General features: G+C 56.5%; 23 protein-coding genes. 11 read left to right on the forward strand and 12 right to left on the reverse strand.

The window, feature by feature from the left end:
* Nucleotides 1-102 precede the first annotated feature (102 nt).
* The gene (locus ACIQ20_RS01245; protein ID WP_395776635.1) at nucleotides 103-546 is read left to right on the forward strand and encodes a winged helix-turn-helix transcriptional regulator; all 444 of its coding nucleotides are present in this window, start codon (nucleotides 103-105) and stop codon (nucleotides 544-546) included.
* A 93-nt stretch (nucleotides 547-639) separates the two neighbouring features.
* Here ACIQ20_RS01245 and ACIQ20_RS01250 read toward each other — a convergent pair whose 3' ends face one another.
* Nucleotides 640-1,500 (reverse strand): hypothetical protein, encoded by an 861-nt coding sequence (locus ACIQ20_RS01250; RefSeq protein ID WP_395776637.1) that lies wholly within the window; start codon nucleotides 1,498-1,500, stop codon nucleotides 640-642.
* A 245-nt stretch (nucleotides 1,501-1,745) separates the two neighbouring features.
* Between ACIQ20_RS01250 and ACIQ20_RS01255 the strand changes: the two genes are divergently transcribed.
* Nucleotides 1,746-2,570, forward strand: a complete 825-nt coding sequence (locus ACIQ20_RS01255) for a phytanoyl-CoA dioxygenase family protein (protein ID WP_395776639.1) — start codon at nucleotides 1,746-1,748, stop codon at nucleotides 2,568-2,570.
* Nucleotides 2,571-2,629: 59 nt separating this feature from the next.
* Here the strand turns inward: ACIQ20_RS01255 and ACIQ20_RS01260 are convergent, their stop codons facing one another.
* Nucleotides 2,630-3,721 (reverse strand): WD40/YVTN/BNR-like repeat-containing protein, encoded by a 1,092-nt coding sequence (locus ACIQ20_RS01260; RefSeq protein ID WP_395776641.1) that lies wholly within the window; start codon nucleotides 3,719-3,721, stop codon nucleotides 2,630-2,632.
* A gap of 174 nt (nucleotides 3,722-3,895) precedes the next feature.
* Here ACIQ20_RS01260 and ACIQ20_RS01265 point away from each other — a divergent pair, with 174 nt between their 5' ends.
* The gene (locus ACIQ20_RS01265; RefSeq protein WP_395776643.1) at nucleotides 3,896-5,281 is read left to right on the forward strand and encodes a class II 3-deoxy-7-phosphoheptulonate synthase; all 1,386 of its coding nucleotides are present in this window, start codon (nucleotides 3,896-3,898) and stop codon (nucleotides 5,279-5,281) included.
* Between the two features lie 27 nt (nucleotides 5,282-5,308).
* On the opposite strand, the gene ACIQ20_RS01270 is transcribed toward ACIQ20_RS01265, so the two are convergent.
* The 9 genes from ACIQ20_RS01270 to gltX form a co-directional block, all read right to left on the reverse strand.
* Nucleotides 5,309-5,833 (reverse strand): copper chaperone PCu(A)C, encoded by a 525-nt coding sequence (locus ACIQ20_RS01270; protein WP_395776645.1) that lies wholly within the window; start codon nucleotides 5,831-5,833, stop codon nucleotides 5,309-5,311.
* A 9-nt stretch (nucleotides 5,834-5,842) separates the two neighbouring features.
* Entirely contained in the window at nucleotides 5,843-7,210 is a 1,368-nt protein-coding gene (locus ACIQ20_RS01275; protein WP_395776647.1) for a PepSY-associated TM helix domain-containing protein, read from the reverse strand.
* Nucleotides 7,211-7,219: 9 nt separating this feature from the next.
* A complete protein-coding gene (locus ACIQ20_RS01280; protein ID WP_395776649.1) occupies nucleotides 7,220-9,526 on the reverse strand; it encodes a TonB-dependent receptor in 2,307 nt (768 codons plus the stop codon).
* Nucleotides 9,527-9,590: 64 nt separating this feature from the next.
* Nucleotides 9,591-10,028 carry a DUF2946 family protein gene (locus tag ACIQ20_RS01285; protein WP_395776651.1) on the reverse strand — a complete coding sequence of 146 codons (438 nt, stop codon included), beginning with the start codon at nucleotides 10,026-10,028 and terminating at the stop codon, nucleotides 9,591-9,593.
* Nucleotides 10,029-10,104: 76 nt separating this feature from the next.
* Entirely contained in the window at nucleotides 10,105-10,815 is a 711-nt protein-coding gene (locus tag ACIQ20_RS01290) for a M23 family metallopeptidase (protein ID WP_395776653.1), read from the reverse strand.
* Between the two features lie 161 nt (nucleotides 10,816-10,976).
* A complete protein-coding gene (locus ACIQ20_RS01295; RefSeq protein WP_313586998.1) occupies nucleotides 10,977-11,198 on the reverse strand; it encodes a DUF2093 domain-containing protein in 222 nt (73 codons plus the stop codon).
* Nucleotides 11,199-11,289: 91 nt separating this feature from the next.
* Nucleotides 11,290-12,117 (reverse strand): hypothetical protein, encoded by an 828-nt coding sequence (locus ACIQ20_RS01300; RefSeq protein WP_395776655.1) that lies wholly within the window; start codon nucleotides 12,115-12,117, stop codon nucleotides 11,290-11,292.
* A gap of 217 nt (nucleotides 12,118-12,334) precedes the next feature.
* The gene (gene gltA / locus ACIQ20_RS01305) at nucleotides 12,335-13,639 is read right to left on the reverse strand and encodes a citrate synthase (protein ID WP_395776657.1); all 1,305 of its coding nucleotides are present in this window, start codon (nucleotides 13,637-13,639) and stop codon (nucleotides 12,335-12,337) included.
* 51 nt (nucleotides 13,640-13,690) lie between these two features.
* Nucleotides 13,691-15,130 carry a glutamate--tRNA ligase gene (gltX, locus tag ACIQ20_RS01310; RefSeq protein ID WP_395776659.1) on the reverse strand — a complete coding sequence of 480 codons (1,440 nt, stop codon included), beginning with the start codon at nucleotides 15,128-15,130 and terminating at the stop codon, nucleotides 13,691-13,693.
* Nucleotides 15,131-15,245: 115 nt separating this feature from the next.
* On the opposite strand from gltX, the gene ACIQ20_RS01315 reads away from it, so the two are divergent.
* Entirely contained in the window at nucleotides 15,246-17,339 is a 2,094-nt protein-coding gene (locus ACIQ20_RS01315; protein ID WP_395776661.1) for a ComEC/Rec2 family competence protein, read from the forward strand.
* Nucleotides 17,340-17,389: 50 nt separating this feature from the next.
* Here ACIQ20_RS01315 and ACIQ20_RS01320 read toward each other — a convergent pair whose 3' ends face one another.
* On the reverse strand, nucleotides 17,390-18,061 hold the full coding sequence (locus ACIQ20_RS01320; protein WP_395776663.1) for an alpha/beta hydrolase: 672 nt from the start codon (nucleotides 18,059-18,061) through the stop codon (nucleotides 17,390-17,392).
* Between the two features lie 152 nt (nucleotides 18,062-18,213).
* Between ACIQ20_RS01320 and ACIQ20_RS01325 the strand changes: the two genes are divergently transcribed.
* From ACIQ20_RS01325 to ACIQ20_RS01355, 7 genes are all read left to right on the forward strand, one after another.
* A complete protein-coding gene (locus tag ACIQ20_RS01325; protein WP_395776665.1) occupies nucleotides 18,214-18,690 on the forward strand; it encodes an Rrf2 family transcriptional regulator in 477 nt (158 codons plus the stop codon).
* Nucleotides 18,690-19,841 (forward strand): cysteine desulfurase family protein, encoded by a 1,152-nt coding sequence (locus tag ACIQ20_RS01330; RefSeq protein ID WP_395776667.1) that lies wholly within the window; start codon nucleotides 18,690-18,692, stop codon nucleotides 19,839-19,841. Before ACIQ20_RS01325 ends, ACIQ20_RS01330 begins: the two co-directional genes overlap by 1 nt.
* A gap of 16 nt (nucleotides 19,842-19,857) precedes the next feature.
* Nucleotides 19,858-21,324 carry a Fe-S cluster assembly protein SufB gene (gene sufB, locus ACIQ20_RS01335; RefSeq protein WP_313586984.1) on the forward strand — a complete coding sequence of 489 codons (1,467 nt, stop codon included), beginning with the start codon at nucleotides 19,858-19,860 and terminating at the stop codon, nucleotides 21,322-21,324.
* On the forward strand, nucleotides 21,321-21,698 hold the full coding sequence (locus ACIQ20_RS01340; protein WP_395776669.1) for a VOC family protein: 378 nt from the start codon (nucleotides 21,321-21,323) through the stop codon (nucleotides 21,696-21,698). Before sufB ends, ACIQ20_RS01340 begins: the two co-directional genes overlap by 4 nt.
* Nucleotides 21,699-21,792: 94 nt before the next feature.
* Nucleotides 21,793-22,539, forward strand: a complete 747-nt coding sequence (gene sufC, locus ACIQ20_RS01345) for a Fe-S cluster assembly ATPase SufC (RefSeq protein ID WP_395776671.1) — start codon at nucleotides 21,793-21,795, stop codon at nucleotides 22,537-22,539.
* Entirely contained in the window at nucleotides 22,539-23,723 is a 1,185-nt protein-coding gene (gene sufD, locus ACIQ20_RS01350) for a Fe-S cluster assembly protein SufD (RefSeq protein ID WP_395776673.1), read from the forward strand. Before sufC ends, sufD begins: the two co-directional genes overlap by 1 nt.
* Nucleotides 23,720-24,964 carry an aminotransferase class V-fold PLP-dependent enzyme gene (locus ACIQ20_RS01355; RefSeq protein WP_395776675.1) on the forward strand — a complete coding sequence of 415 codons (1,245 nt, stop codon included), beginning with the start codon at nucleotides 23,720-23,722 and terminating at the stop codon, nucleotides 24,962-24,964. The genes sufD and ACIQ20_RS01355 overlap by 4 nt, the downstream gene beginning before the upstream one ends.
* The last annotated feature ends 35 nt before the right edge of the window (nucleotides 24,965-24,999 follow it).

The raw sequence follows: 24,999 nt of genomic DNA on the forward strand, positions 1-24,999 counted from the left end.
CGGTTCAACGACTATAGTCAGTTTATAAACTAAACTCACTTAACCGGTGCGCGCTTCTGGCGTCAATCGCCTCCGCAACGGAAACCGAGAGAGAATTTGCACATGCGTTGGAGCGAGCTTGACCAAGCCGATTGTCCCATCGCCCGGGCCTTGAGCATATTGGGCGACCGCTGGACCTTTATGATCCTACGCGACTGCTTCTTTGGCGTCCATCGGTTTGAAGCCTTTCAAGCCAATCTCGGCATCTCACGCACGATTTTGCGCGACCGACTGGCGCATTTGGTTCAGGCAGGTATCTTGGTGCAGCGGCCCTATCAGGACCGTCCCGTTCGCTATGATTATGTTTTGTCGGCGAAAGGCAAAGCGCTCAATGGCGTGATGCTGATGCTGAGCGAATGGGGCCGAACCGCCGTTGACGGCCAACCCGAAACCCAAATCCGCCATCGCCACCAAACCTGCGGCCACGTGCTGACGCCTTATGTCGCTTGTGCTGCGTGCGGGGAAGAAGTGGTGGCGAAGGATGTCCGCGCGGTGCGGGCAGCGTGAGGGCTGGCCCCTGCCGCTTCGCCGCCTGCGCCGATGCTGCCGAAGGAAGGGAGGCCGACTATGCCTAGGTCGCGTTCTTACCCCGCACTATGCTCAAGCGGCCTCAAATTCTTCTGAAGCAATTTGCCAGAGTAAATCTGCTTGGGTCCAGCGGTCATAGGCATCGCCACCTGTGCCATCACTCTGTGCTTGATGCGCATAATAGAGCCAATGGGTTTGACCGCCGAAGGGCACTTTGTAAGGCAAAAGCTCAATCGCAAAGATCAGAACATTCTTGTGGTCAGAAGCCGCTTTGAACGCGGTAAAACAGCGTCGCCACATCTCGCGAAAATGGACAACAAAGGGGCGCTGATCGCCTGGGGCGATGCTAACTTGGGCATGGCACGCGTCTGCGATCCTGCCGTGAAGGAAGCGAACCCGCTCAAAAATTGGCATGAGGAAGTCAAACTTGGCTTCAATGTCCCCATAGGTCATCTCATGGCCGCAATAATAGTGCGACAAGTCCGCGTTGAACCTGACCTCTGGAAAGCGCCCAACCATATCGACCGTCCGACGGATGTCTTGGGTTATCGTCGCGCGATGGGTCTCAATATAGAGAGGATAATCATGCTGCGCCGAGGCCTCTAGAACGGCGCCAACCAATCGATCCATTTCTAAATCTGTCTCAAGGCCGGTGCCGACATGTAAGGTGGTCGCGTCTAGGCCTAATTCATGGTGCTGTCTGGCGATGGAAGCCGCGTTTTCGGGCGTCAAAACCCGCCCCATGCCGGTTGCCTTCAGCCCAGCGGCCAAAACGTGCTCTGGAAAATAGTGCTGCACCCCTGCATAGCCTGCCGTTTTGGCAGCCTCGATAATAGCACCAAAATCGCCCTTCGGCCCTGCAGACCAGTCGGGTAAACCCATCCCAGTGACACTGTTCAGATCGCGACGCAGAAACGGCTTTGGGTGCTTCATCAATTTCATCCGCTTTGTGATGCCGACGCTTGCATTGGCGCTTTTTAGACAAAAACGACTTTGAGCGATCTTGCTACGCAAGGGCGCTTATCGTGCCTCATAAGCATTATTGACCCTTGGTAACAAAACAATTAATCTACGAAATGGGACACTTATCCTGTTTGTATCTCTGATAATTGAACCGTGACACCCTGCGCCAAACGCAGCATTTTTGGACGAATACATACCAAGCGGGAGAACTCGAAGTGGCCTCTATAACAAAAGCCGAACAGGAAGCGTGGGAAACCGATGGCTATTTCATTCGCCGGGGTTTTGACAGTGCTGAAAATGTTCAAGCCATGTGCGATGAACTGGTTGATCTGATCCGCGCTGATCCGCCCAGTGCACACTCTGGCCATCCCGGCTACCTCATTGATGGCGCTTTATATGTGCAGCCAGAAGCAAAAACCCCGCCCCATGCCGTCAACCCAGAAGACTTTGTAGCCAAGGTTTTTAACGCACATTTGGTCGGAAATACCCGCGATTTTGCCCATTCACCTGCCGTGGGTGAGCTTGTCGGTGACATATTGGGGCCTGATTTGGATGTGTTTCAAACACAGTTCATTCTGAAGAATCCGGGCGCTTGGGGCCAGCCGTGGCATCAAGATAGCCACTACTTCAACTTTGACCAGCAGCCTCAAGTTGGGCTGTGGTTGGCACTCACAGAAGCCACTTTAGAAAATGGATGTCTGCATGTGATCCCGGGGTCCCATAAGCGGCCCCTGCAACGCCATGAGCCTGATCTGCGCCCCGGTGCCAATCAAGGTTACCTTGAAATCATGGGGCTGAGTGAGGAGCGTTCGGTTCCCGTCACCATGAAGCCCGGCGATCTCCTCGTGTTTCACTCTTACTTAATCCACCGCTCGACCGACAATGTCGCGCCGTCACGTCGGGCGGCTATGGTCTATCATTTTGGTCGGGCAAACACCGTCAATCTTGCCGGGCCGGAAGTTCAGAAACTTCAAGCCATGGTCACAAGCTGGGCACCCGTGTTGCGGGATGGCCAGACTGTCGCGGCCTCGAAGAAATAGCTGGCCATCGCTCTAAAGGTCCCCGCTATGTGCCTGTGTCATAGCGGGGCCTTAAGCGCTTAAAGATTTAAACGGCTGACCTGCACGCCAATGGCAAAGGCGGTCTTCCCGTTAGCGGCCACGCGAACCTTATTGACGGCAGGGCCCATGCTGGGGGCAGGGGTCCAACTCTTGCCACCATCTTGGGTCTCAAAGCCTTGTTGGCGGGTGCCGATAAAGCCGCGATTGGCATCGACAAAGCCAATGCCGAATTGGCGGGCAGCGGCATCTTGGATCAAGGGCATTTCGGCCCAGCTTTTGCCGCCATTCGTCGTCTTGATGAAAACTTGGTTGGCATTTTTATCGTCATAGGTTTGTACCGTCGCATAGCCAATGTCCTTGGTTGGAAAGCACATTTTCCAGCAATTCTCGAAATTGCGCGTGCCCCGATAAGCCTCTTGCCACGTCTGGCCGCCATCCTCGGTACGCAAGATCAGGGCTTGGGCTTGCTCCAGATCGCTGGAACTTGCGGCGCAGATAAAGCCCGTGGTTGGGCTAAGGAATTTGACGTCCAAAATCATGCCGGCTTGGGCGGTCAGATCGATGACTTTCCAGCTTTCGCCACTGTCTTGCGAACGCAAGATGAAAGCCGGGCCACCCACACGGCCTGCGGCATGGATAAGGTTGCTCACCTTGGCTTCGCCCTGATAGATGCGGCGGGTGGGCAGAATATCAATGCCACAAATGCCCTTCACCCGCTCAATGCCGTCAGCCATCACCTTCTTCCAGCTCTTGCCGCCATCTGTCGTGCGATAGAGGGGGTGGGGGTTGGTGACGCCCGGATAATAGTCCGTGCCGACATTGCCTAGAAAGCCAATTTGCGTATCGACAAAACCCATCGCGCGAATGAAGGTGCCCGGCTGATCCCAAATCTTGGTCCAGACATCGCCGCCATCGAGGCTTTGGTACAATTTGCCCGCCCCATTGCCATACCAGGCCGTTCGTCCATCGGCGAGCACCACCAAATCATCCTGCTTGCCGCGATAGGGCTCGGTGATCAGCTTTTGCCAAAGCGGTGCAGCGTTTTGTGCTTGGGTGGCCGTCGCCATGGTGCCCGCCATGAGGCCAGCCAGGCCAAAGGAAAGCTCGCGCTTTGTCAGTTCAATGGTCATGTGGATTCAACCCCTCATCGTCATCCAGCCCGCGACCCCTAACTCGTGGGTTTGTTCGGTCAAGTTAAAGCTTGGTAAGGTTTGTTGAAATCCTGCATCCAAACTGGTGCCCAAGTTCGACAAAAGGTCTTGCTAAGGCTATGACAGCTTGAACCTTTCCACTGGAAATTAAACATGACTTGGACGCCTTCATCCTGGCGCGCATTGCCCGCCCGCCACATTCCGACCGATTACCCCGATCCAGCCGCCGTGCTGGCGGTGGAACAGCGCTTGGCCAAGAAGCCGCCTTTGGTGGTGGCGTCCGAGATTGAGAAGCTGAAAGCAGAATTGGCGCGCGTCTCTAAGGGCGAAGCCTTTTTGCTGCAGGGCGGCGATTGCGCCGAGAGCTTTGCGGAGTTTGAGGCTGACCGCATCACCCGCTATTTCCGTGTGTTCTTGCAAATGGCAGTCGCTTTGACCTTTGCCGGTGGCAAGCATGTGGTGAAAGTTGGCCGTGTGGCAGGCCAGTTTGCCAAGCCGCGCTCAGAGCCGACCGAAGTGATTGATGGCGTGACCCTGCCTTCTTATCGCGGCGATAATATCAATGGTTCAGCCTTTACCCCAGAAAGCCGGATTCCCGACCCAGAGCGCTTGGTCGCAGCCTATAATCAAAGCACGGCAAGCTTGAACCTACTTCGCGCGCTGGCGACTGGGGGCTATGCCGACCTTGAAAACGTCAATCGCTGGAACCTGAAATTCGCCAAGAAGCAGGGCAAAGCTTCGGCTGAATATGTGAAATTGTGCCACCGGATCGAAGAAAGCCTTGAGTTCATGGATGGTCTGGGTCTAACCGGACCAGCTGGCATTGCGACCGACACAGTCGACTTCTTTACGAGCCACGAGGCCCTATTGTTGGGCTATGAAGAAGCCATGACGCGGCAAGACCAATTGTTTGGTTCAGGGGCCTATTATGACACGTCTGCCCATATGGTGTGGATCGGCGATCGCACCCGCCAGCTCGATCACGCCCATGTCGAATTCTGCCGTGGCATCGCCAATCCGATTGGTGTGAAGTGCGGACCGAGCTTGGACGCGGATGAATTATTGGCGCTGCTCGACAAGCTGAACCCTAAGAATGAGGCTGGCCGTATTGTGCTGATCGCGCGCTTTGGCTCTGACAAGATTGCCGCAGGCCTGCCCAAGCTGGTCCGTAAAGTCACCGATGCAGGTCGTAGCGTGGTTTGGTCATCTGACCCCATGCATGGCAATACGCTGAAGACGGCTTCTGGCTATAAGACCCGGCCTTTTGAGCGGGTGGCGAGTGAGGTCAATGACTTCATGGATATTGTGCGCGCGGAAGGGGCCTATCCCGGCGGCGTGCATCTGGAAATGACAGGTGATGACGTGACCGAATGCACAGGTGGCGCAACCCCTGTGACCGAAGATGCCTTGTCGAGCCGCTATCGCACCCATTGCGACCCGCGCTTGAATGCGGATCAAGCCATTGAACTGGCTTTCACCATCGCCAATGGCCTGCGGGAAGGTCGCCAGCAACGGCGCTTGGCAGCAGCAGGGCTTTAATTCCTTACCCTGCTGCTTCAGGCTGCCTTAATGCGGATGGCCGCCATGACCCGTGTCGCCCTCGGTCTTTTGGCTTGGGTTCTCGACGACAGGCATGGCAAAGCCGACTTTGCGGTTGCCTGCAAAGGTCAATTCGACTGGGAAGCTGTCGCCCGGTTGCAGAGGGTCCTTAATCCCAAACACCATTAGATGGAGCCCACCCGGGGCCAGTACGGCTGTTCCTTTGGCGGGAATCTCAACCTGTTGGACTTGGCGCATCTGCGCCATACCATCAGCCCCTTTTAGGTGGGCGTGCAGCTCGATACGCTCGGCCTTTGGACTGCTGGCCCCAACCAATTTCTGCGCCTTATCGCTGCCATTGGTCAGCGTCAGATAGCCAGCGGTGACGTCGCGGCCATTCGGCGGCACGCGCAAGCGGGGCTCGCTAATCTCCACCCCATCAATTGTGGCAACAGCCAGCATTGGGGCGGGGGGCGTCTTGGCAGGCTCGCACGCGGCCAATCCTGCAAGAGCGATCAGGATCAGGGGTAGGGTTCGAACGGATAAGGTCATGAGAAACTCCTAAAGTGGGGCAGGTTGGGCAAGGCCGAGAAACTGGCGCAGGCTGGGGACACGGCTTAGGATCAGCCGCTCTGCGATCGCGACAAGGATCAGACAGGCCCCCAGTACAGGCAGAAACAAAGCAAAGACGAAGATCAGAAGGCCAAGGCCCACACCAATCCTCTGATCTGGAATGGGCGGTGGTGCACCGAGAACACCGTCAGGCGCACGCTTGCGCCACATCACAAAGGCGGACACCGATAACAGGACCAAGCCCAAGGCAGTGAGGACACCTAGGAGCTGATTGAGCACACCAAACAATTGGCCCTCGTGCGCCGCAATGCCGACACCCAACGCCTGATCAATCACATGCTTGTCGCCAAAGGCCTCACGACGGATTTCGCTGCCATCTGCCGCGCTATAGGCAATCTCGACACGGCTGATGCGGTCTCCAGCTGAGGAGCGCGCCATCCAATTGGGATTTCTGGCGTTCGGCGGCGTGATGGTGACAGGTGGGGCCAATCGGGCTGCCCGCGCACTCGCGGCAATATCGTCGACATTGGCGACATAATAAGGCGCATCATGCCCGTGGTGAGAGAAGGCCTGCTCAGTCGCTTCGCGCTCAGCTTTCCGGCTTTGGGTCCAGTCCTTGGAAACAGCAGCAGTGCCTGTGAGATCGCGCACCATATCAAAGCCCTTACCCCAAACATTGGTCCAAGGCAGGCCAGTGAGAAGCAGGAAGATCGCGAAGAAGGATACCCACATGCCGGTCACCGCATGCAAGTCGCGCCAAAAGACTTTCGGACCGGACTGGAGGCGCGGGATCAGGACGCCTTGCAGCCCCTGTGCCGTTCGAGGCCACCACAAATAGAGCCCGGTTACCACCATCACAATCGCCCAAGAGGCAGCGAGCTCCACAATAAGCGAGCCGTTATCCCCCATCAGCAATTCTCCGTGTATGGTACGCACCACGGCCATCAAGCGCGCTTCTCGGGGAAGCGCCTTGAGAACTTCTAGGCTCGTCGGGTGAACATAGACGATGGTGTCCTCGCCGCCTTTGGTAACGAGGACTTGGGCGGCATCCTTGGGTCCATCGGGGAGGCGATAGGATTTAAAGCTGGAGTCCTCCACGTGCTTGAGGGCCACCTGCACTTGCTGGCTAACCGGGGCACTCGGCCCGGTCATCACAAGATTGGTATAGGGCCGATCTAAAGCGGCCTCGATCTGGGGCTTGAACAGATAGAGGCTGCCGGTGATCGACAACAGGATGATGAAAGGAATGCAGAACAGGCCTGCATAAAAATGCCAGCGCCATAGCATGCGATAGAGACGGGCTCGCTTTTCTGGTACGGATTGAGCCGTTTGAATTGGGGCTGAAGCGTCTGTCATTTGAGGCTCCTACAGTTTCAGCTTCACGTCGAACACAAAGGTTCGTTGTGGCAGGGGGTGCGAGACATAGGCTTGGTCATTATTGAGATTGTCCACGCCTAAATTGAGTTGGACCCTGTCATTCATGTCATAGGTTAGACGCGTATCGACAAAGAAATACTCGGTCTGGAACCCATAGACGCTGCCTTCGCGGCCAAACAAATCAGAGGTTGGCGTCGTAGCCTGCCGCCAACCTAATGAGGCGCGCAGTTTCGGGCTTAATTTGTAGCGCACGTTACCACTCGACCGCCATTCTGGAATACGCGGGAAGCGGTTTCCGACAGTCTCTGGATTGGACAGATTGCGAACCGTCGTGGCGTCCATCTTGCTAACGCTCGCGTTCAGATCGAGCCCATTGATCCAAAGGTCCTTGGCCTCAAAGATAAGCTCCACGCCAGATTGCGTGACCAGATCAACATTCTTGAAGCTAGAAACGACGGTCCCGAATTGATTGAGGCCACTGAAGGAGAAAATGGCATCTTCAATATCTTGGTAGAAAGCACTCGCGGTAATCTGCACAGGACCAATCTTGCCTCGCCCCATCAAAGTGATGTCAGTGGAGCGTTCAGGCCGCAGATTGGGATCAAAGCTTTGAGGGTCGATCTCACGCGTGATGTCGTCAATTCGGCCTTGGAACAACTCACCTACAGTCGGGAAGCGGGTCGCGCTACCGAGCGAAAGTTGCACCATGATGCCCTCGGTGACTTCAGCTTGGATCGAAGCTTTTGGGCTGAAAGCACTGTCTGTCCGGGTTGGATAGGCGTCGGCAAGCAGAATGGTACCGGACTGGCGCGCAATTGAGCCGTCAAAAGCACGCCAACGGTCATAACGGCCGCCAAGTGTGAGAGTGACTGTGTCGGTTAGATCAATAGCATCCTCGACCCACAGGCCAAGCGACTCCGTCTTGCCAGCGGTTGAGGACGCAAAGGTCCGCCCCGTCGCCGCGCTCCAATTGGTGACGTTGAAGGTGTCCTGCGCCGTCTCATAGCGATTGGCATTGAAGCCAAAGCCGACATTGTGATTGCCAAAGCTCTGGTCAAACGTGATGTCAGCAGCATACCAGCCGGGATTGTCCTGCACTTGATACGTGCCCGCACCATTTGACTGGCCTGTTAGATAGTCGCGCGAGGTCTTGGTATTCCAAATCGGCATCCAATAACGCGAGAGATTGGTCCGGATATCCCACCCCGCCAAAGCACCTGTAAGCTTAAGGCCTGCAAGATATTCGGTACGCTCAAATTCTGAGGAGGTAAGGCCCGTGGCATTCCAAACTTGGTTGTTAAAGCGCACGCGGCCTTGCCCGACAGGTGCCCCATTAGCATCTTTCAAGAAGCTGCGGGTGTCGCGCAAGGTTTGGTCTGTCGTCCAGCCAAACAGCATGGCATCCGCCGTCCAGCCGGGTGCAAAGTCATAGGCAACCCGAAGGCGGGCTTGATTTTGGACGACGTCAACCGGCGAGGCTGCGCCAAAAACGGGCGTTGCAAGCTCTGGGTCCACAAAGGCCCCGGTAACAGTCGTTGCCGCAGCTGTGCCGGTTGCGGGGGTGAGGAGATTGTATGTCATGGACTGGCCGACATTATCGAACCGGCGGAAACCAGCACGAAGCCGCAGCTTGCCGTCTTTCGTCACATAAGTGCCACCGCCCTCAACACTATAGCCTGTGAAGGTCTCGTCGAAGCCATACTCCTCAAATGGCATAAGCATGGTTTGGGCGTTGAGATAGGCCCCGGTCTTCTTGGGCTCCTCTGTGGTGACTGAGACCACGCCCCCCATCGAATTGCCGCCATAACGCGCTGAATAGGGGCCATAGACGATGTCGAACTGGCGCACATCGGCTGGGCCAACCACATTCCACTTAGGTGAGAACGAGAAGGAATTGCCAAGGAAGTTGGAGACCAGAAAGCCATCGACCATCACGATGGTCCGTGCGCTTTGGACTGTATTGGCCCCGCGCAGGGCCACTACCGCATTATCATCGCCCGCAAAACGTTTGCGGACAAAGAAGTTCGGCGCATATTTCATCAAGTCTTCGACATTGATAGCATTGACGGCTTCAAAGTCTGCCTTGCCGAGCGAGACAGACAAGCCTCGCGGCACGACTGTTATCGGGGTATCTCGTTGACCGACTACGATGATGGTTTCGGTTGGCTTTTCAGAATCTGAGGCCGGAGAATTCTGGGCTAAGAGTGCGCTGGGGGCAGATAGGGAAGTTGCCGCCAACAGGGCCTGCAAGAAGAACATATTGCGCCCACGTGGCGCTTCTTTAAGGGAGGTCATACTAGGTTTCCAAGTCGAGGATTAGGCAAGCCGATGGGGAACCATCAGCGCGGCTTAAGTGATCTCAAACTTGGATAGGTGGCCCTGTCTTGGGCGGGGGAGGGGCGGCAAGGCCTAAGCCCGGGGCCACAAAGCTTTGTTGAATGGTGGCAACCGAGACAACGTCTTCAAATAGCACCGGCATGCTGGCCGCTTGCGGGGCGGCCAATGGCACCCCTTGGCCTGCAAAGGCGCACTTAGAGCCTTCATGGTCCGACGGCAGGCCTTGATGGTCGTTGGCGAGGGCTTCCTCGCCGTGGGTAACAATCTGTCCACCCTCATCCATAAAGGCCGTAACATTGCCATCAGAGGTACACAGCACGATGGGCGTGAGGCCAGCCGCCAAAGCTTGGGGTGCCACCATATAACCGACGGGGATGGCGACCTTGATTGCAATCGCCAGCAGCCCCACCAACAGATGGAGTTTCTTCAGCCACGACAGAGGAGCAGAGGCGCGATGCATCGGGTCTCGCTAGGCAGGCCAGCGCAAAATGTCCAGCCCGATTGGCACTCAACAGTGACGTTGGAAGGCCAGGAGATCAGGCGGATCTAACCCGTAAGCTCGGGTCCAGATTGCGGCCACGCCAGCGCATTCGCCAGCATAAATGCGGGCCGGTGGCACGGCCCTTAGAGCCGACATAACCGATCAAGGTACCTGGTGTGACACGTTGTCCCACCTCAACCGCCAACGCACTTTGATGCAGATAGGTCGTGATCAGGCCTTGGCCGTGATCAATGGCTACCATGCCGCCTTCAAAATGCATGTCGGGCTCTGCCAACACAACAAAACCGCTGGCGGGGGCATAGATGGGCGTACCTCGGGGCGCGCCAAGGTCAATGCCGAAATGCGGTCTTTGGCTCTTGCCGTTTAACATGCGCGTCGCCCCCCAAGGACTGGTGATCCTCACGTCGTCTAAGGGCCAGCGGAAGGCTTCTTCAAAGCCGCGGGCAATGGGGTTGTTGCTGTCAAACGCTGCCCGCTTCAAGGCTGCATCGGCTTCAATCCTGGCAAGGGCTTCAGCAGGGGGGTCGATGGTGGCAGAGGGCAGGCCACTGACGCTGGTAATTTTATAGGCGCGTGGCGCAACATCAAGGCCGAACCGGGCGATCGTGCTACCCATCGAGATGGTAATCATGGCTTGTAAAGGGGCGTCGCGGTCAAAACCCATAACAAAGCGGCCGTCGCTATCAGCGTTGGTCGTAATGCCACTGGCATCAATTTGGGCACCGGGCACTGTGGTGCCAATCACTAAACCCGATTGTTGCGGGGTACCGTTAAAGCTGAAGGGAAGGGGTGAATGCTGGGATTCAGGGGATCGAGCTAAGGCGCGGTCGCATCCGCTGCTTAAGCCCGTCAGGCCAAATAGGCCCCCGAATACAAGGGTCCGCCTAGCGAGATTGGTCGAGAAATTTAGGCGCGCGCGTTCACTTGCTTCCAGCGCGTCGTCGCTGCTGCTGCATCCACATAGGCTTCCTGCAGTTCGACTGACCAATAGCGTAAATCCTCAAGCGTGATGGGCTTCCCCGTCACCGCACAGCGCACGAACTTCCCGGGTCGCAGAATGGTGAGCTCTGGCGTCCCATAATGAACTTGGGCGGCACCTTCGCCAAAAGATTTGAGATGATCAAGCATGCGTGTCACTTTAGGCGAACTTTACTTGTGGTGCTAGTGTTTGAAGCAACTCTGAAGCTTGTGGTGATTGGAATGCTTGGAAGGGTTCTGATTAGCGCTTTTTATGTGGAGGGGGTGTTGCCTGAGAAGCCGCCTTTTCAATTGCGGTGGGGGATTCTGGCATTGTTCCTTGGTTGATCGCGGCCGATACAGCGTCCCTGGCCGCTTTATCAACCATCTCTTCCACGGCCTTTTGTTTTTCAGCCACTTCGCTGGGCGTGAGGCTGGGCGTTTTACCTAGCAGGACATCCAAGGCTGCGGCTGGCGTTTTGGCTTCATACATGTCCGCATAACCGCGGGTGATTAGGATTGGAATCTGGCGCGTGCTCCGTCCAGGAAGATCCGCGAAGCAGGCCATTGTGTAAAGGTAAGAGCAGAAGATTTGATAATCGCCGCTGCGCACTGCTTCATAGAGCTCGCGCTCCATGCCGCCACGCCACTCCAGTCCCGCCGCCAAGTTGGGCATGATTTTCCCAGATGTCCAAACTGGAAGTTTTGATGCGTTAAACGGTTCCAGTTGAAAGAGAGACTCAAACCGACCAATTTGATCCACTTGAGGGGCAAATTCTCTCGGCACAATCACAAGATTAACGTCGGCGCCAGAGGTCACCCACTGATTATGCTGCACCCAAACTCCATTGCCCGACTGTTTCCAAACGGTCATGACAATTGCACCCACACCGGTGCTGCAATCACCGTCGTAAGCCGCAATCAACTTCATCGCGCGGCCATCGGCTTCAGATGCAGGCAAGTTTTTAACTGCCGCAGCGGCGCAGCGGCCCTGCTTCTCCAAGTCTTGATTTAGTTTATCTTTATCAAGCTTGGTCGGCCGGGCAATTGAGCTGGCCGATTGAATGTAGTCCTCCCAATGCGGCATCATTGGCCGCTGGCTTTGGGCTGCCGAAAATGTTGGGGCGGCGCTTGCAAGTAGCAGCGCACAGACGGAAACCACAGACTTTTTCAATATTGGCTCCAAATTCAGAAGAATCTATCCCACTACTCTAAGCAGCAATTAGACTCTGTCAATCAGAAGCTTCGCGCACAAACAAAAACGCGCGAGCTTTTGGCCCGCGCGTTCGATCAGTTTGTCGTTGAGTTTAGCGATTGATAATGGGCACGTAATCGCGATGTACGGCACCCGTGTAGAGCTGACGTGGGCGACCAATCTTTTGGGCAGGGTCGCTGTTCATTTCGTCCCATTGTGCGATCCAGCCAGTGGTGCGGGCCAGAGCAAACAATACGGTGAACATTTCAACTGGGAAGCCCATCGCCTTCAAGGTGATGCCCGAATAGAAGTCGATGTTAGGATAGAGCTTACGGCTGACGAAATACTCATCATTCAGCGCGATTTTTTCGAGCTCCATGGCGACCTTCAGCAATGGATCGTCCTTCACGCCAACTTCGGCCAGCACTTCGTGGCAGGCTTGCTGCATCACTTTCGCGCGGGGGTCGTAGTTTTTGTACACGCGGTGGCCAAAGCCCATAAGGCGTACGCTGGAGTTTTTGTCTTTCACCTGCGCGACGAAGGCTGGGATATTGTCCACATGGCCAATTTCCTTCAGCATGTTCAAGGCTGCTTCGTTGGCACCACCATGGGCAGGGCCCCACAAGCAGGCAATACCGGCGGCGATACAGGCAAATGGGTTAGCGCCCGATGAGCCCGCCAAGCGGACGGTTGACGTCGAAGCATTTTGCTCGTGGTCGGCATGGAGGATGAAGATTTTCTCCATCGCCTTGGCCAGAACGGGGTTCACGACATAATCTTCGGCCGGCACGGCAAAGCACATGCGCAGGAAGTTTGCCGCATAGCTCAACTCATTGCGCGGGGTCACAAATGGCTGGCCCAGCCAGTATTTGTAAGCGCGTGCTGCGATGGTTGGGATCTTGGCGATCAAGCGATGCTGGGTGATCTTGCGCTGGACAGGGTCATCAATGTTCAAGCTGTCGTGGTAGAAGGCCGACAAGGCCCCCACGGTGCCGACCATAACGGCCATTGGGTGCGCGTCACGGCGGAAGCCTTCAAAGAAGCGGTCAAACTGTGCGTGCAGCATCGTGTGATAGGTGATGTCGTGCTTGAACTTATCAAACTCACCTTGGTTCGGCAGATGGCCTTCCAACAACAAATAGGCCACTTCGAGGAAGTTTGAGCGCTCTGCCAATTGGTCGATTGGATAGCCGCGGTGCAGCAAAATGCCTTCATCGCCATCGATGAAGGTGATTTGGCTTTCGCAAGAAGCGGTAGAAGTGAAACCTGGGTCATAAGTAAAGGCACCCGTCTCTGCATAGAGTTTACGGATATCGATCACATCGGGGCCGGTCGCACCGCCATAAATTGGCAAGTCAATCATCTTGCCTTCGAAATCAAGTTTAGCGGTACCCTTTGGTTCAGCTTTGCTTTCCATGTTTATGCCCTCTTGTATTTTACTCGTAACCACAGTTTCCACGACAGAAGTTTACATTACGTCTCCAAGACGCGCTAAGCTTTCAACTCTGCCCAATAGCTCTAAGGCGATTGCCAAATCTGGTGCTGGAAGGCCACCGGTCAGCGCAGCGCGCAGCGGTGGGCCGATTTTGCCAAAGCCGAAGCCTTCGGACTCAGCAAACTTATCCAACGCGGCTTTGATGTCGGTATGATGCCAAGTCTCTAAATCCGCCAACACCGGGTGCATGCGACCGATCCGTGCGACAGCTTCTTCAGAGAGTGTCTTTTGTGTCTTTTCATCACGGGGCAACGGCCGCTGCGCTAGGATGAAGGCAAACTGGTCGTGAAGCTCTGGTAGCGTTTTTGCCCGGTCTTTGAGATAGGCCACGGCGGCAGCAAGTACTTCGTCCGACTTGTCGATGTCTGGCTGGCCAGCCCGCGCGGCTTGCTCACGTAGGAGGGTCACCAAGCGCTGGTCATCAGCAAGGCGCATGAAATGGGCGTTCACGCTGCCCATTTTGGCAAAGTCGAGACGCGAAGGGCTCTTGCCCAAGCCTTCAAGGTCAAACAGCTCCAAGGCTTCTTCCGTGCTGACAATATCCAAATCACCCTTGGACCAGCCAAGGCGTAACAGATAGGCCCGCATCGCTTCTGGCAAATAGCCCATGTCGCGATATTCTTCGACGCCTAGGGCCCCATGGCGCTTTGACAGCTTCTTGCCATCATCGCCATGGATCAGGGGAATGTGGGCATAGGTTGGAACCTGCCAGCCAAAGGCATGGATCAGCGCCGTTTGGCGCGCGGCATTGGTCAAATGGTCGTCGCCCCGGATCACATGGGTGACGCCCATATCGTGGTCATCCACTACGACGGCCAGCATGTAGGTTGGTGTGTGGTCGGAGCGGAGGAGGATGAAATCGTCAATCTCACGTCCTGCGGTCACGACCGTGCCTTGCACCTTATCGTGCACGCGAATGAACTCATTCTCGCTGGGTGCGCGCAAACGGGTCACATAGGGTGCACCTGCAGGAGGCGCTGCCCGATCTGGATTGCGCCAAGGCGACCGGAAGGCGAGGCCTTGGGCCCGTGCCGCTTCTTTCAGGGCTGTTTCTTCTTCGCCGCTCAGATAACAACGGAAGGCCTTGCCCGCTTCGACAAGGCTTTCGGCAGCTTCCCGGTGACGGCTGGCGCGGGCAAACTGAAAGAAGGGCTCGCCGTCTGCGTCTAACTCAAGCCATGCAAGACCTTGGAGAATCGCTTCGACGGCTGCGTCGGTCGAACGCTCCCGGTCGGTATCTTCAATCCGCAACAGGAACTTGCCACCTGCTTTTCGTGCGTAAAGCCAGTTGAATAATGCCGTTCTTGCCCCTCCAATGTGGAGGAAGCCCGTTGGCGATGGCGCAAACCGCGTCACAACATCCGCGCCAGTGGCTTCGTGTGTGTGGACTGTCGTTTCGGTAGGAGCATGCATGATGGCTTGGGCTTTTGAAAAAGAGGCAAATCAAGAAACGAAACAGGCCAAGAAACGTGGCCTCCGCCGCCTCATAACACGCCATTGTGAAGGTGAAAGGTGTCTACGCAGATGGATGCAGGATCGGTTACAGGAAATCCGCGATCACGACCGTGATCGACTGGTTTTGTGGCTGCCTGTCGGCTTTGCGTTTGGTGCTGGCGCCACCTGTTCGGTGCGCGCAGACGATCCCGCCCTGGTCTGGGTAATCCTCACATTTCTGGCTTTGGGCATTTGGCTTGTTTGTAGCCTGATAGCGCAGCGGAGTATTGACCAGCGTCTTGCCACGGCAATCTATTCGTTGGGACTTTTCAGTCTCTTTGCTGCGGCTTGTCTGGGTGGTGGTGCGTCGGGTCTGTTGCGAGCAGAAGCGGCCAAAGCACCCCGCGTTTCCGATGTCAAAGCGCCCTTTGTCGTCATAGGCTATGTGGAGCAAATTGATCGCACGCAACGGGGGACTTGGCGGGCGAAGATTGTGGTTGAAACACTGTCCCAGACGCGGTTTGAAGCACAGCCAAAATCTGTTCGCATTGCTTTGGCCCAAGACGAACCACCAAAACCTGGTCAAAAGATCAGGTGCCAAGCGATCTTGAGACCGCCGCCAGGGCCAGTTGTCCCCGGTGCCTATGACCACGCGAGACGGGCTTGGTTTCAAGGCTTGGGCGGGGTCGGCTACGCGCTTCGCCCCTGCAGCCTACTCGATACGTCTCCGCCTTTAACCCAATCGATCCGATTTCGCTTGGCCCTCTGGCGTGCCCAAGCGGCCCGCTCGATTGTGGAGGCAACAGACAGCGATGGTGCTGGATTTTTGGCGGCAGTTACCACCGGTGACCGGGCTTGGCTGAGTGAGGCAGATGTTGAAGCTTTGCAGGCTTCTGGCTTGTCACATGTGATTTCGGTCTCTGGCCTACATGTCGGATTGCTCGGCGGTCTGGTCTATCTGGCGATTTGGAAGCTTGCCGCTTTGGTCCCGGTGTTCGCCCTACGGCTAGATGCCCGCAAGATCGCCGCGGTGTTCGCCTTGTGTGGCACCGGGGCTTATTGTGTGTTCACGGGATCTGAGGCACCGGCTGTGCGAGCCTTCATTATGTCGGGAATTGCTTTCGGGGCGATCTTGTTGAACCGCAAAGCCATTTCGATGCGCGGGCTCGCCATCGCCGCAATCTGCGTCTTGGTCGCTCTGCCCGAAAGCGCGATAGACCCCGGCTTCCAGATGAGCTTTCTGGCGACAGCAGCTTTGGTGGCCCTCTGGGAGATTTGGGAGCGACGGCGCGACGGCATGCCGGAGATTGGCCTATTCCAACATGGGGCCATGTGGCTTGGCGGGGCGGCAGCTACCAGTGTGGTCGCAGGCCTTGCTACCGCGCCCATTTCAGCTGCCACCTTTGGGCGCGTGTCAGTCTGGTCGCTGCCTGCCAATGTGTTGGCCGCACCGATCCTTGATTTCTGGGTCGCGCCCTTTTCACTCCTCGCGGCAGGCCTTGCGCCGTTTAGTCTGGATGACTGGTCTTGGCAGGCAGCGGCAGAAGGATTGAGTATCACGCTCAAGATCGCGCACTTTATTGCGGACCTACCCGGAGCAGATGCGCGTGTTGCTTGGACCGATTCAACTGCGCCCTTGATCTTGATTGTCGCGATCTTGTGGCTGACACTTTGGCGTTCGTGGCTGCGACTTCTTTCGATTGCTGCCATCTTAGTTGGACTGTCTATCTGGGCTTTAAGTCCAAAACCGATTGCGTGGATCGGTCCAGAAGGGCGAGCCATTCTGGCCACATCCGCTGGCGAAGCAGCTGGCCTTTGCCGCACATCAGGCGGGCGATTTGATGCCACGCGCCTATTGGATAAAGCTGGCGTCAGCCCCGCTGAAGCAGCGCGCTTATTGCCCGAGGGTGAGCATCGTCTCGCACGAACTTGCGCCGTAGGTGCTGGCGATTGGCAGGGGCGCTATGTCTATTCAGGCCGGGGGCGCGGTGTTCTAGCCGTGAGCTTTGATGGTCACTCGCACGCCTTTGGACGGGGCGATATTCCCAGTGGCGCCCTTTTAATGCGCGATGGCTGGCGGCTTTACTTTTATCCCGCGCCACCAAGGCAAGGGCCGTGGGCTCGTGATGAGCGTCCAGAAACGGCGGCGCTAGCTGGGGGTCCATTGCTTCTGGACCGCGAAGAATAAAGACCTGAGCGATGGGTGCTCAGGTCTCCAATCCATCGGAAAGTTTTTTCTTAGCGGCGAGGGGGAGGCGCAATTTTGCGCGGCTCTGCCAAGCGGCGGTCGAGATAGGTGGCTGCCCGATCGCGCAAGATATCGAGTTCATTGCGGTAGAAATGGTCAGCCCCTTCGATCATTTCCCACTCAACCAATTCGCCCTTTTGGGTGCGAATCTTGGAGGCAGAGCGTTCAAGGTCTGCTGGTGGCGAAACTTGGTCGTTGGAGCCGTAGAACATCATGCCCGATGAAGGGCAGGGTGCCAAGAACGAGAGGTCATAGTGGTTGGCAGGGGTTGCAACGGTGATGAAGCCATCAATTTCAGGACGACGCATCAAGAGCTGCAGGGCAATGTAAGACCCAAAAGAATAGCCGGCTACCCACGTAACCGGGGCCACCGGATTCTGGCCTTGCAACCAATCCAGCGCACTGGCCGCATCAGACAACTCACCTTGGCCATTATCGAAATTGCCCTGGCTTCGGCCCACGCCACGGAAATTGAAGCGAAGCGTGGAAAAGCCACGCTCAACAAACAATTTGTGCAGCATGACGGTGACGCGGTCTTGCATCGACCCACCGGCTTTGGGGTGGTTGTGAAGGATCAGCGCGATCGGCGCATTTTCCGATTCAGCTTGATTGTAACGGGCTTCAAGACGCCCAGCGGCGCCAGTAAGGATAAGTTCTGCCATGATGCTCAGTTTAATTCTTGACCTATGGGGTCGGGAATACTAGGTCCAGTGAAGGACCGGAACGGGCTCGTAACATAGGCCTATATCAAAAAGCCAAGATTTTCCGCAATGGCGCTGTAAAGTGTCCAGAAAGCGCTGAAAGGACCGTCGAAATGGAATTGTCGACCAAGGGACGTTATGCCGTAATGGCTATGGTAGATTTGGCGCTCAACAGCCCAGAAACCGGCTCTTCGGCGCGATCTGTTAATCTTGGCGAAATTGCTGAGCGACAAGAAATCAGCCAGTCCTATCTCGAGCAATTGTTTGCCCGCCTCCGCCGTCGCGGCCTGGTGGAAAGCGCGCGTGGCCCAGGCGGCGGGTATCGCTTGGCCTCATTGCCTGAGGAAATCTCGATTGGTGCGATCATGCAGGCGGTGGAAGAGCCTTTGAAAGTAACGCGCTGTGACGCCCATACCCGGGCGGGCTGCCTGAGTGGCAATCGGCGCTGTATGACACATGATTTGTGGGACGAGCTGTCGCGCCATATCAGCCAATTCTTGGGTGCCGTGACTTTGGCCGATGTGTTAGCGCGCCAAATGCAAGGCAAAGCCGACGAGATCGCACGCTATAGAAGTGCGGCCGCTGAATAATGGGTCGGCTTTACGCAGATCATAATGCAACTTCGCCGCTTCGACCCGAGGCGCGCGAAGCGATGCTGCGTGCAATTGATCTTGGCGGCAACCCTTCCTCGGTGCATGGCGAAGGCCGTGCGGCTAAGCGCGCCCTAGAAGATGCGCGAGAAAGCCTAGCCCATATCCTTGAATGCGGGGCCGATGCCGTGACCTTCACCAGTGGGGCAACCGAGGCGCTGCATCTTGCTATGGAAAGCGCGAAAGCGATGGGCTTTGGACCTGTCTATGTGTCATCTGTCGAACATGATGCCGTATGGTCCTATGCCGTCAAATTATGGCCAGAAGCCCAGCTAATCCCTGTCAATCAAGGCGCTCTTCTTGATGCTGCTTGGTTAGGCCAAGAACTAGATAACCAAGGCGGCCAACCGCTTGTGATTGCGCAGGGGGCCAATAATGAAACAGGGGCGACCCAGCCTCTAAATGCGATTTCGACGCGTGTTCGCGCGGCAGGCGGTGCGTTGTTATGCGACGCGGTTCAGCTATTGGGTAAAGTTTCAGTCGCTCAATTTGCCGGGCTAGCAGATTGGCTGGTTGTTTCGTCCCATAAGATCGGGGGTCCAATGGGAGCAGGAGCTTTGATCGCAGCCCCCGGGATTGATGTTTTCAATGGTCGCGCTGGGGGTGGTCAAGAACGCGGTGCGCGCAGTGGAACCGAGAACGTTGCCGCTGTTGCAGGTTTTGCCGCTGCCGCCACGGTCGCCTGCCCAGATGATGCCGTTCAAACCTTTCAGGATCTGACTTCCCAAGCCCGTCACGCCTTTGAGTTGCCGGTGGCAACAGCACTGTCAGGGGTCGAATTTGTCAGCCACACCGTCCGGCGTCTCAGCAATACGTCGTGTTTGCTGGTGGATGGCTGGGAAGGGGCCCGCCAAGTTATGGCGATGGATCTAGCAGGTGCAGCGGTTTCTGCGGGTTCCGCCTGTTCGTCTGGCAAAGTCAAAATGTCCCGAATTCTGAAAGCTTGCGGTTATACCGATAGCGCCGCGTCCTCATCACTCCGCGCCAGTTTTGGTTGGTCTAGCCGTATCGAAGATGGGGCGCGACTGGCCGAGCTCTATCTAGAAGCCGCAGCCCGCGCCGGCCGCAAAGTCACCACCCAAGTCGCCTGAAAGGCACCAAAACGTAATGCCCGCAGTAAAAGAAACCATCGAAACCGTTGAAAGCATTGCTGACTATGAGCATGGCTTTGTCACAGATATCGAAATGGAAATGGCCCCCAAGGGCCTCAATACCGATATTGTGCGCTATATTTCGGCGAAAAAGGGTGAGCCGCAATGGATGCTAGACTGGCGATTAGCGGCCTATGAGCGTTGGCTGACCATGCAAGAGCCAAGCTGGGCGATGGTCAAGTATCCGACCATCGACTTCCAGGATTCCTATTATTACGCTGCCCCAAAAGCCAAAATAGAACTCGACAGCCTCGACGATCTCGATCCAGAGATTTTGGAGACCTATAAAAAGCTGGGTATCCCTTTGCGGGAGCAAGAGGTTTTGGCCGGCGTCAAAGGCGCACCCCGCATTGCGGTAGACGCGGTCTTCGACAGCGTTTCGGTGGCCACCACCTTCCGCGCAGAATTGGCCAAGTCAGGTGTGATCTTCTGCTCGATGTCCGAGGCGATCAAGGAATATCCAGACCTTGTGCGGCAATATCTGGGCACAGTAGTCCCGGTGACCGACAATTTTTACGCCACGCTCAATAGTGCCGTGTTTTCGGACGGCACCTTTGTCTACATCCCACCCGGCGTGCGCTGTCCGATGGAACTGTCGACCTATTTCCGCATCAATGCGGCAGACACCGGTCAGTTTGAGCGTACGTTGATCATCGCCGATAAGGGCGCTTATGTCTCTTATCTTGAGGGCTGTACCGCCCCGATGCGTGATGAAAACCAACTCCATGCGGCGGTGGTGGAACTGGTTGTGCTCGACGATGCGGAGATCAAATATTCGACGGTCCAGAATTGGTATCCCGGCGACAAGAATGGCGTTGGCGGGATCTATAATTTCGTGACCAAGCGGGCAGACTGCCGGGGCGCTCGTTCCAAGGTCAGTTGGACGCAAGTGGAGACAGGCTCTGCTGTCACTTGGAAGTATCCGTCCTGCATCTTGCGCGGCGACGACAGCCAAGGAGCGTTTTACTCCATCGCGATCACCAATGGCCATCAACAAGCCGATACGGGCACGAAGATGATCCATTTGGGCAAAAATACGCGCTCACGCATCGTCTCGAAGGGTATCTCGGCAGGTAAAAGCAACAACACCTATCGCGGGCTGGTAAGTGCGCATGCCAAAGCAAAAGGCGCACGCAATTTCACCCAATGCGACAGCCTTCTGATCGGCGACCAATGCGGGGCCCATACGGTGCCCTATGTTGAAGCCAAGACGCCTTATGCCACCTTTGAGCATGAGGCGACGACCACGCGTTTAAGCGAGGATCAGCTATTCTATTGCCGCCAACGTGGCCTCCCGACTGAAGACGCGGTCGCTCTTCTGGTGAATGGCTTTGTGCGGGAAGTCCTGCAGGAATTGCCGATGGAGTTTGCCGTGGAAGCGCAAAAGCTCGTCGCCATTAGCCTTGAGGGGAGTGTGGGGTGACCACCATCGCCGCCATCGACCATGTTCAAATCGCCATCCCGCCGGGTGGTGAGGCGGTCGCGCGTGCGTTTTATGCCGACCTCTTAGGCCTCACCGAAGTGCCGAAGCCTGCGTCGATGGCCGCACGCGGTGGCGCTTGGTACCAGACGGGCGGGGTCAAGGTTCATTTAGGCGTCGAGCAAGATTTTCGCGCCAATGACAAGGCCCATGTGGCTTTCCGCGTTTCAGACGTTGCAGGCCTTGCCGACAAGGCCCACGCACACGGGTTTAAGGTCAAACACGATGACGAATTACCCGGTCATGTGCGGGCATTTATCTATGACCCATTTGGCAATCGGATCGAAATTCTAAAGCCGATCGGGGAGGGCGTGTGAAGACGGTTCCCAATCTTTTTAGCCGTCAAAAACCCCATCCATCCTTCCTCCTATCTGTGGCCTCCGGCCCAAAAAAACTTTGAAAGACCCTGTCATGTTGAACATCAGCAATCTGCAAGTCGAAGTCGGCGGCACGCCCATCATCAAAGGCCTCACCCTTCAGGTGCCTGCAGGTGAAGTGCACGCCATTATGGGCCCCAATGGAGCGGGCAAGTCGACCTTGTCCTATGCGCTGACGGGCCGTGACGGGTATGAAGTCGTCGGTGGGACCGCGACCCTCAATGGCGAAGACTTATTGGACCTCGCCCCAGAGGAGCGTGCGGCAAAAGGGCTGTTCCTGTCGTTTCAATACCCACTCGAGATTCCAGGCGTTCCCACCCTGACTTTCCTGCGCACCGCGCTGAACGCCCAGCGCAAGGCGCGTGGCGAGGGCGAAGTCAGCGTGCCTGACTTTATGAAGCTGTCGCGCGATGTCGCCAAGAAGCTGGGCGTTACGCCTGAGATGATGAAGCGGCCTTTGAACGTCGGCTTTTCGGGTGGCGAAAAGAAGCGGATGGAAATCTATCAGATGGCGCTACTTGACCCCCGCTTCATGATCTTGGACGAGACCGACTCTGGCCTTGACATTGACGCCCTCAAAGTCGTTTCCGAAGGCGTGAATGCTCTGCGTGGACCGGATAAAGGCATGCTGGTTATCACTCATTATCAGCGCTTGCTGGACCATATTAAGCCAGACCGGGTGCATGTGCTGGCTGGTGGTCGCATCGTCGATAGCGGCGGGCCGGAATTGGCGCTCGCGCTCGAAGCAGACGGCTATGATCGCTACAAGGATGCCGCTTAATGGCCTTGGCTGAACTGAGACTTTCGGTAGGTGAAGAGGCTTTGTTGAACGCCCTGCCGCACACAGAGGCTGGGCAAGCGGCAAAGGCGCAATTGGCTGCTGCAGGCCTGCCCAATCGCCGGGTTGAAGCGTTTAAGTGGACGGATGTGCGCGCAGCGCTCGCTGACGGCATTCCTGAAGCGGATGGGTCGGCTGGTTTGTTCCCTGCATGTCTGCAAGATGCATTGGTTTTGGACTTCGCGCCTGAAGGATTTGGCCTTGAGGGTGAGAAAGATCAGGGTCTGATCATTGAGACTGAAGATAGCCTAGAGATTGAAGGGGCTGGTCCCGTCGCCATGCTAGCAGCAGGCTTTGCGCCAAGGGCAGTAGTGTTGCGGGTTACACAAAGCCAAACCCGCCCCGTCGTATTGCGCCGTCATCCCGGTGCGCCAATGCGCGTGCGTTTGGAGTTGGAAGCAGGCACACAGCTTACCTTGATCGATACGGGGCTAGCGACTTCTGGTCTGTCGACGGGCCTCTTGGAAATCGAGATTGCCGAAGACGCTGAACTGGTCCGCTATGATCTGCAAAATGGTGGCACTGGCGCGATTGACCTGACCCACACATCAGTAACTGTCGCAGATACTGGGCGCTACCACGCCATCGCCCTGATGTTTGGCGGCAAACTTGCTCGAGCTGAGACCCAAGTGCTGCTGGCGGGCGAAGGGGCAAGCTGTCTGATCCATGGTGCCTATCTGCTGTCTGGCAGCACCCATGCGGACATGACCACCAAGGTGGTCCATGCCGGTCCAAACGGGCAAACACGAGAATTGTTCAAAGGGGCCGTTCAGGACCGTGCGCGCGGTGTTTTCCAAGGCAAAATCCTGGTTGAGCGCGCCGCCCAAAAGACCGATGCCCGACAGAACCACCACGCTCTGATGTTGAGTGAGGGGGCAGAGATTGATGCCAAGCCTGAGCTTGAAATCTATGCTGACGATGTTCAATGCGCCCATGGCAATACGATTGGGGCGCTGGATGATCAGGCCCTGTTTTACATGCGCCAGCGCGGCATACCTGAGGCCCAAGCTAAAGCTTTGCTGGTAGAAGCCTTTGTAACGGACGTGTTTGATGCGATTGATCATGAGGGCGTACGCGACTGGTTTTCGGGTCTGGCGCGGTCGTGGTTGGAGGCAAGTTCGTCATGAACGCGCAAACCTCTACCACCCCTTCAGCGTTTGATGTCGCCAAAGTGCGCGCGGAATTCCCGATCCTGACCCGCACAATCCATGGCAAGCCCTTGGTTTATCTTGATAGCGCGGCCAGTGCGCAAAAGCCTGAAAGCGTCATCTCGGCCATGGCCGACTTCCAGCGCACCTCTTACGCCAATGTGCACCGCGGCCTGCACACCTTAGCGAACGAAGCCACCCAAGCATTTGAAGATGCCCGCGCCAAAGTCGCGCGCTTCATCCATGCTGGTAGTGCGGATGAGATTGTCTTTACCAAGAGCGCGACCGAAGCCATCAATCTGGTGGCCGCCGGGATCAGTCAAAGCCTAAAGCCGGGCAACGAGATTGTGATCTCCGAGATGGAACATCATGCCAATATCGTGCCTTGGCATATGGCGGCCCAGCGTTCTGGCGCGGTCCTGAAATGGGCTGCGATCACGCCGCAAGGCGCACTGGATATGGACTCACTTGCAGCCCTGATCGGTCCGCGTACGAAAATGGTTGCCATCAGTCATATGTCGAATGTGCTGGGCAGCGTGCAGGATGTTGCGACCGTCGTTGCGCTTGCCCATCAAGCCGGGGCGCAAGTTCTGATTGATGGCTGCCAGGGCGTTGTGCACCAAAGTGTCGATGTTCAAGCCATTGGTGCCGATTTCTACGCCTTCTCCGCGCATAAGATTTATGGGCCAACGGGCATTGGCGTGCTGCACGGTACACCAGAGGCCCTCGACCGCTTGCCGCCTTGGCAAGGTGGCGGTGAGATGATTGAGATCGTTTCGAAAGAGCTGATCACCTATAATGTGCCGCCATTCCGGTTTGAAGCGGGCACGCCTGCCATCACTGAAGCTGTGGGCTTAGGTGCTGCGGTCGACTGGATGATGGCGCAGGACCAAGCGGCAATGCATGCTCATGAACAAGCCTTGTTAGACCATGCGTTAGCGTCCTTGCGCGGCATCAATGGCATTAGTCTTTATGGCACCGCGCCGGGCAAGGGTGGCATCATCGCCTTCAACGTCGATGGGGCCCACCCCCATGATGTCGCCCAAGTTTTGGACCGTTATGGTGTCGCCGTCCGGGCGGGTCATCACTGCGCCCAACCCCTAATGAAGGTTCTCGGCGTAACCGCCACCGCACGGGCGAGCTTTGCCGCCTATACCAGTTTCGAAGATGTCGACGCCTTTGTTGAAGCGCTTGCAAAAGCGCGCGATTTTTTGCTGTAAGGTCACCCCATGAGCGATGAAACCACCACCTCACG

Origin of the sequence: Aquidulcibacter sp. (genome assembly GCF_044346625.1) — a bacterium.
Lineage (GTDB): Bacteria > Pseudomonadota > Alphaproteobacteria > Caulobacterales > Aquidulcibacteraceae > Aquidulcibacter.

Excerpts from the sequence above, each read along its gene's own strand:
- ACIQ20_RS01245 (WP_395776635.1), top strand. The coding sequence starts at position 103 with ATGCGTTGGAGCGAGCTTGACCAAGCCGATTGTCCCATCGCCCGGGCC.
- ACIQ20_RS01250 (WP_395776637.1), bottom strand. The coding sequence starts at position 1,500 with ATGAAGCACCCAAAGCCGTTTCTGCGTCGCGATCTGAACAGTGTCACT.
- ACIQ20_RS01260 (WP_395776641.1), bottom strand. The coding sequence starts at position 3,721 with ATGACCATTGAACTGACAAAGCGCGAGCTTTCCTTTGGCCTGGCTGGC.
- ACIQ20_RS01265 (WP_395776643.1), top strand. The coding sequence starts at position 3,896 with ATGACTTGGACGCCTTCATCCTGGCGCGCATTGCCCGCCCGCCACATT.
- ACIQ20_RS01270 (WP_395776645.1), bottom strand. The coding sequence starts at position 5,833 with ATGACCTTATCCGTTCGAACCCTACCCCTGATCCTGATCGCTCTTGCA.
- ACIQ20_RS01275 (WP_395776647.1), bottom strand. The coding sequence starts at position 7,210 with ATGACAGACGCTTCAGCCCCAATTCAAACGGCTCAATCCGTACCAGAA.
- ACIQ20_RS01280 (WP_395776649.1), bottom strand. The coding sequence starts at position 9,526 with ATGACCTCCCTTAAAGAAGCGCCACGTGGGCGCAATATGTTCTTCTTG.
- ACIQ20_RS01285 (WP_395776651.1), bottom strand. The coding sequence starts at position 10,028 with ATGCATCGCGCCTCTGCTCCTCTGTCGTGGCTGAAGAAACTCCATCTG.
- ACIQ20_RS01295 (WP_313586998.1), bottom strand. The coding sequence starts at position 11,198 with ATGCTTGATCATCTCAAATCTTTTGGCGAAGGTGCCGCCCAAGTTCAT.
- ACIQ20_RS01300 (WP_395776655.1), bottom strand. The coding sequence starts at position 12,117 with ATGATGCCGCATTGGGAGGACTACATTCAATCGGCCAGCTCAATTGCC.
- gltA (WP_395776657.1), bottom strand. The coding sequence starts at position 13,639 with ATGGAAAGCAAAGCTGAACCAAAGGGTACCGCTAAACTTGATTTCGAA.
- gltX (WP_395776659.1), bottom strand. The coding sequence starts at position 15,130 with ATGCATGCTCCTACCGAAACGACAGTCCACACACACGAAGCCACTGGC.
- ACIQ20_RS01315 (WP_395776661.1), top strand. The coding sequence starts at position 15,246 with ATGCAGGATCGGTTACAGGAAATCCGCGATCACGACCGTGATCGACTG.
- ACIQ20_RS01320 (WP_395776663.1), bottom strand. The coding sequence starts at position 18,061 with ATGGCAGAACTTATCCTTACTGGCGCCGCTGGGCGTCTTGAAGCCCGT.
- ACIQ20_RS01325 (WP_395776665.1), top strand. The coding sequence starts at position 18,214 with ATGGAATTGTCGACCAAGGGACGTTATGCCGTAATGGCTATGGTAGAT.
- ACIQ20_RS01330 (WP_395776667.1), top strand. The coding sequence starts at position 18,690 with ATGGGTCGGCTTTACGCAGATCATAATGCAACTTCGCCGCTTCGACCC.
- sufB (WP_313586984.1), top strand. The coding sequence starts at position 19,858 with ATGCCCGCAGTAAAAGAAACCATCGAAACCGTTGAAAGCATTGCTGAC.
- sufC (WP_395776671.1), top strand. The coding sequence starts at position 21,793 with ATGTTGAACATCAGCAATCTGCAAGTCGAAGTCGGCGGCACGCCCATC.
- sufD (WP_395776673.1), top strand. The coding sequence starts at position 22,539 with ATGGCCTTGGCTGAACTGAGACTTTCGGTAGGTGAAGAGGCTTTGTTG.
- ACIQ20_RS01355 (WP_395776675.1), top strand. The coding sequence starts at position 23,720 with ATGAACGCGCAAACCTCTACCACCCCTTCAGCGTTTGATGTCGCCAAA.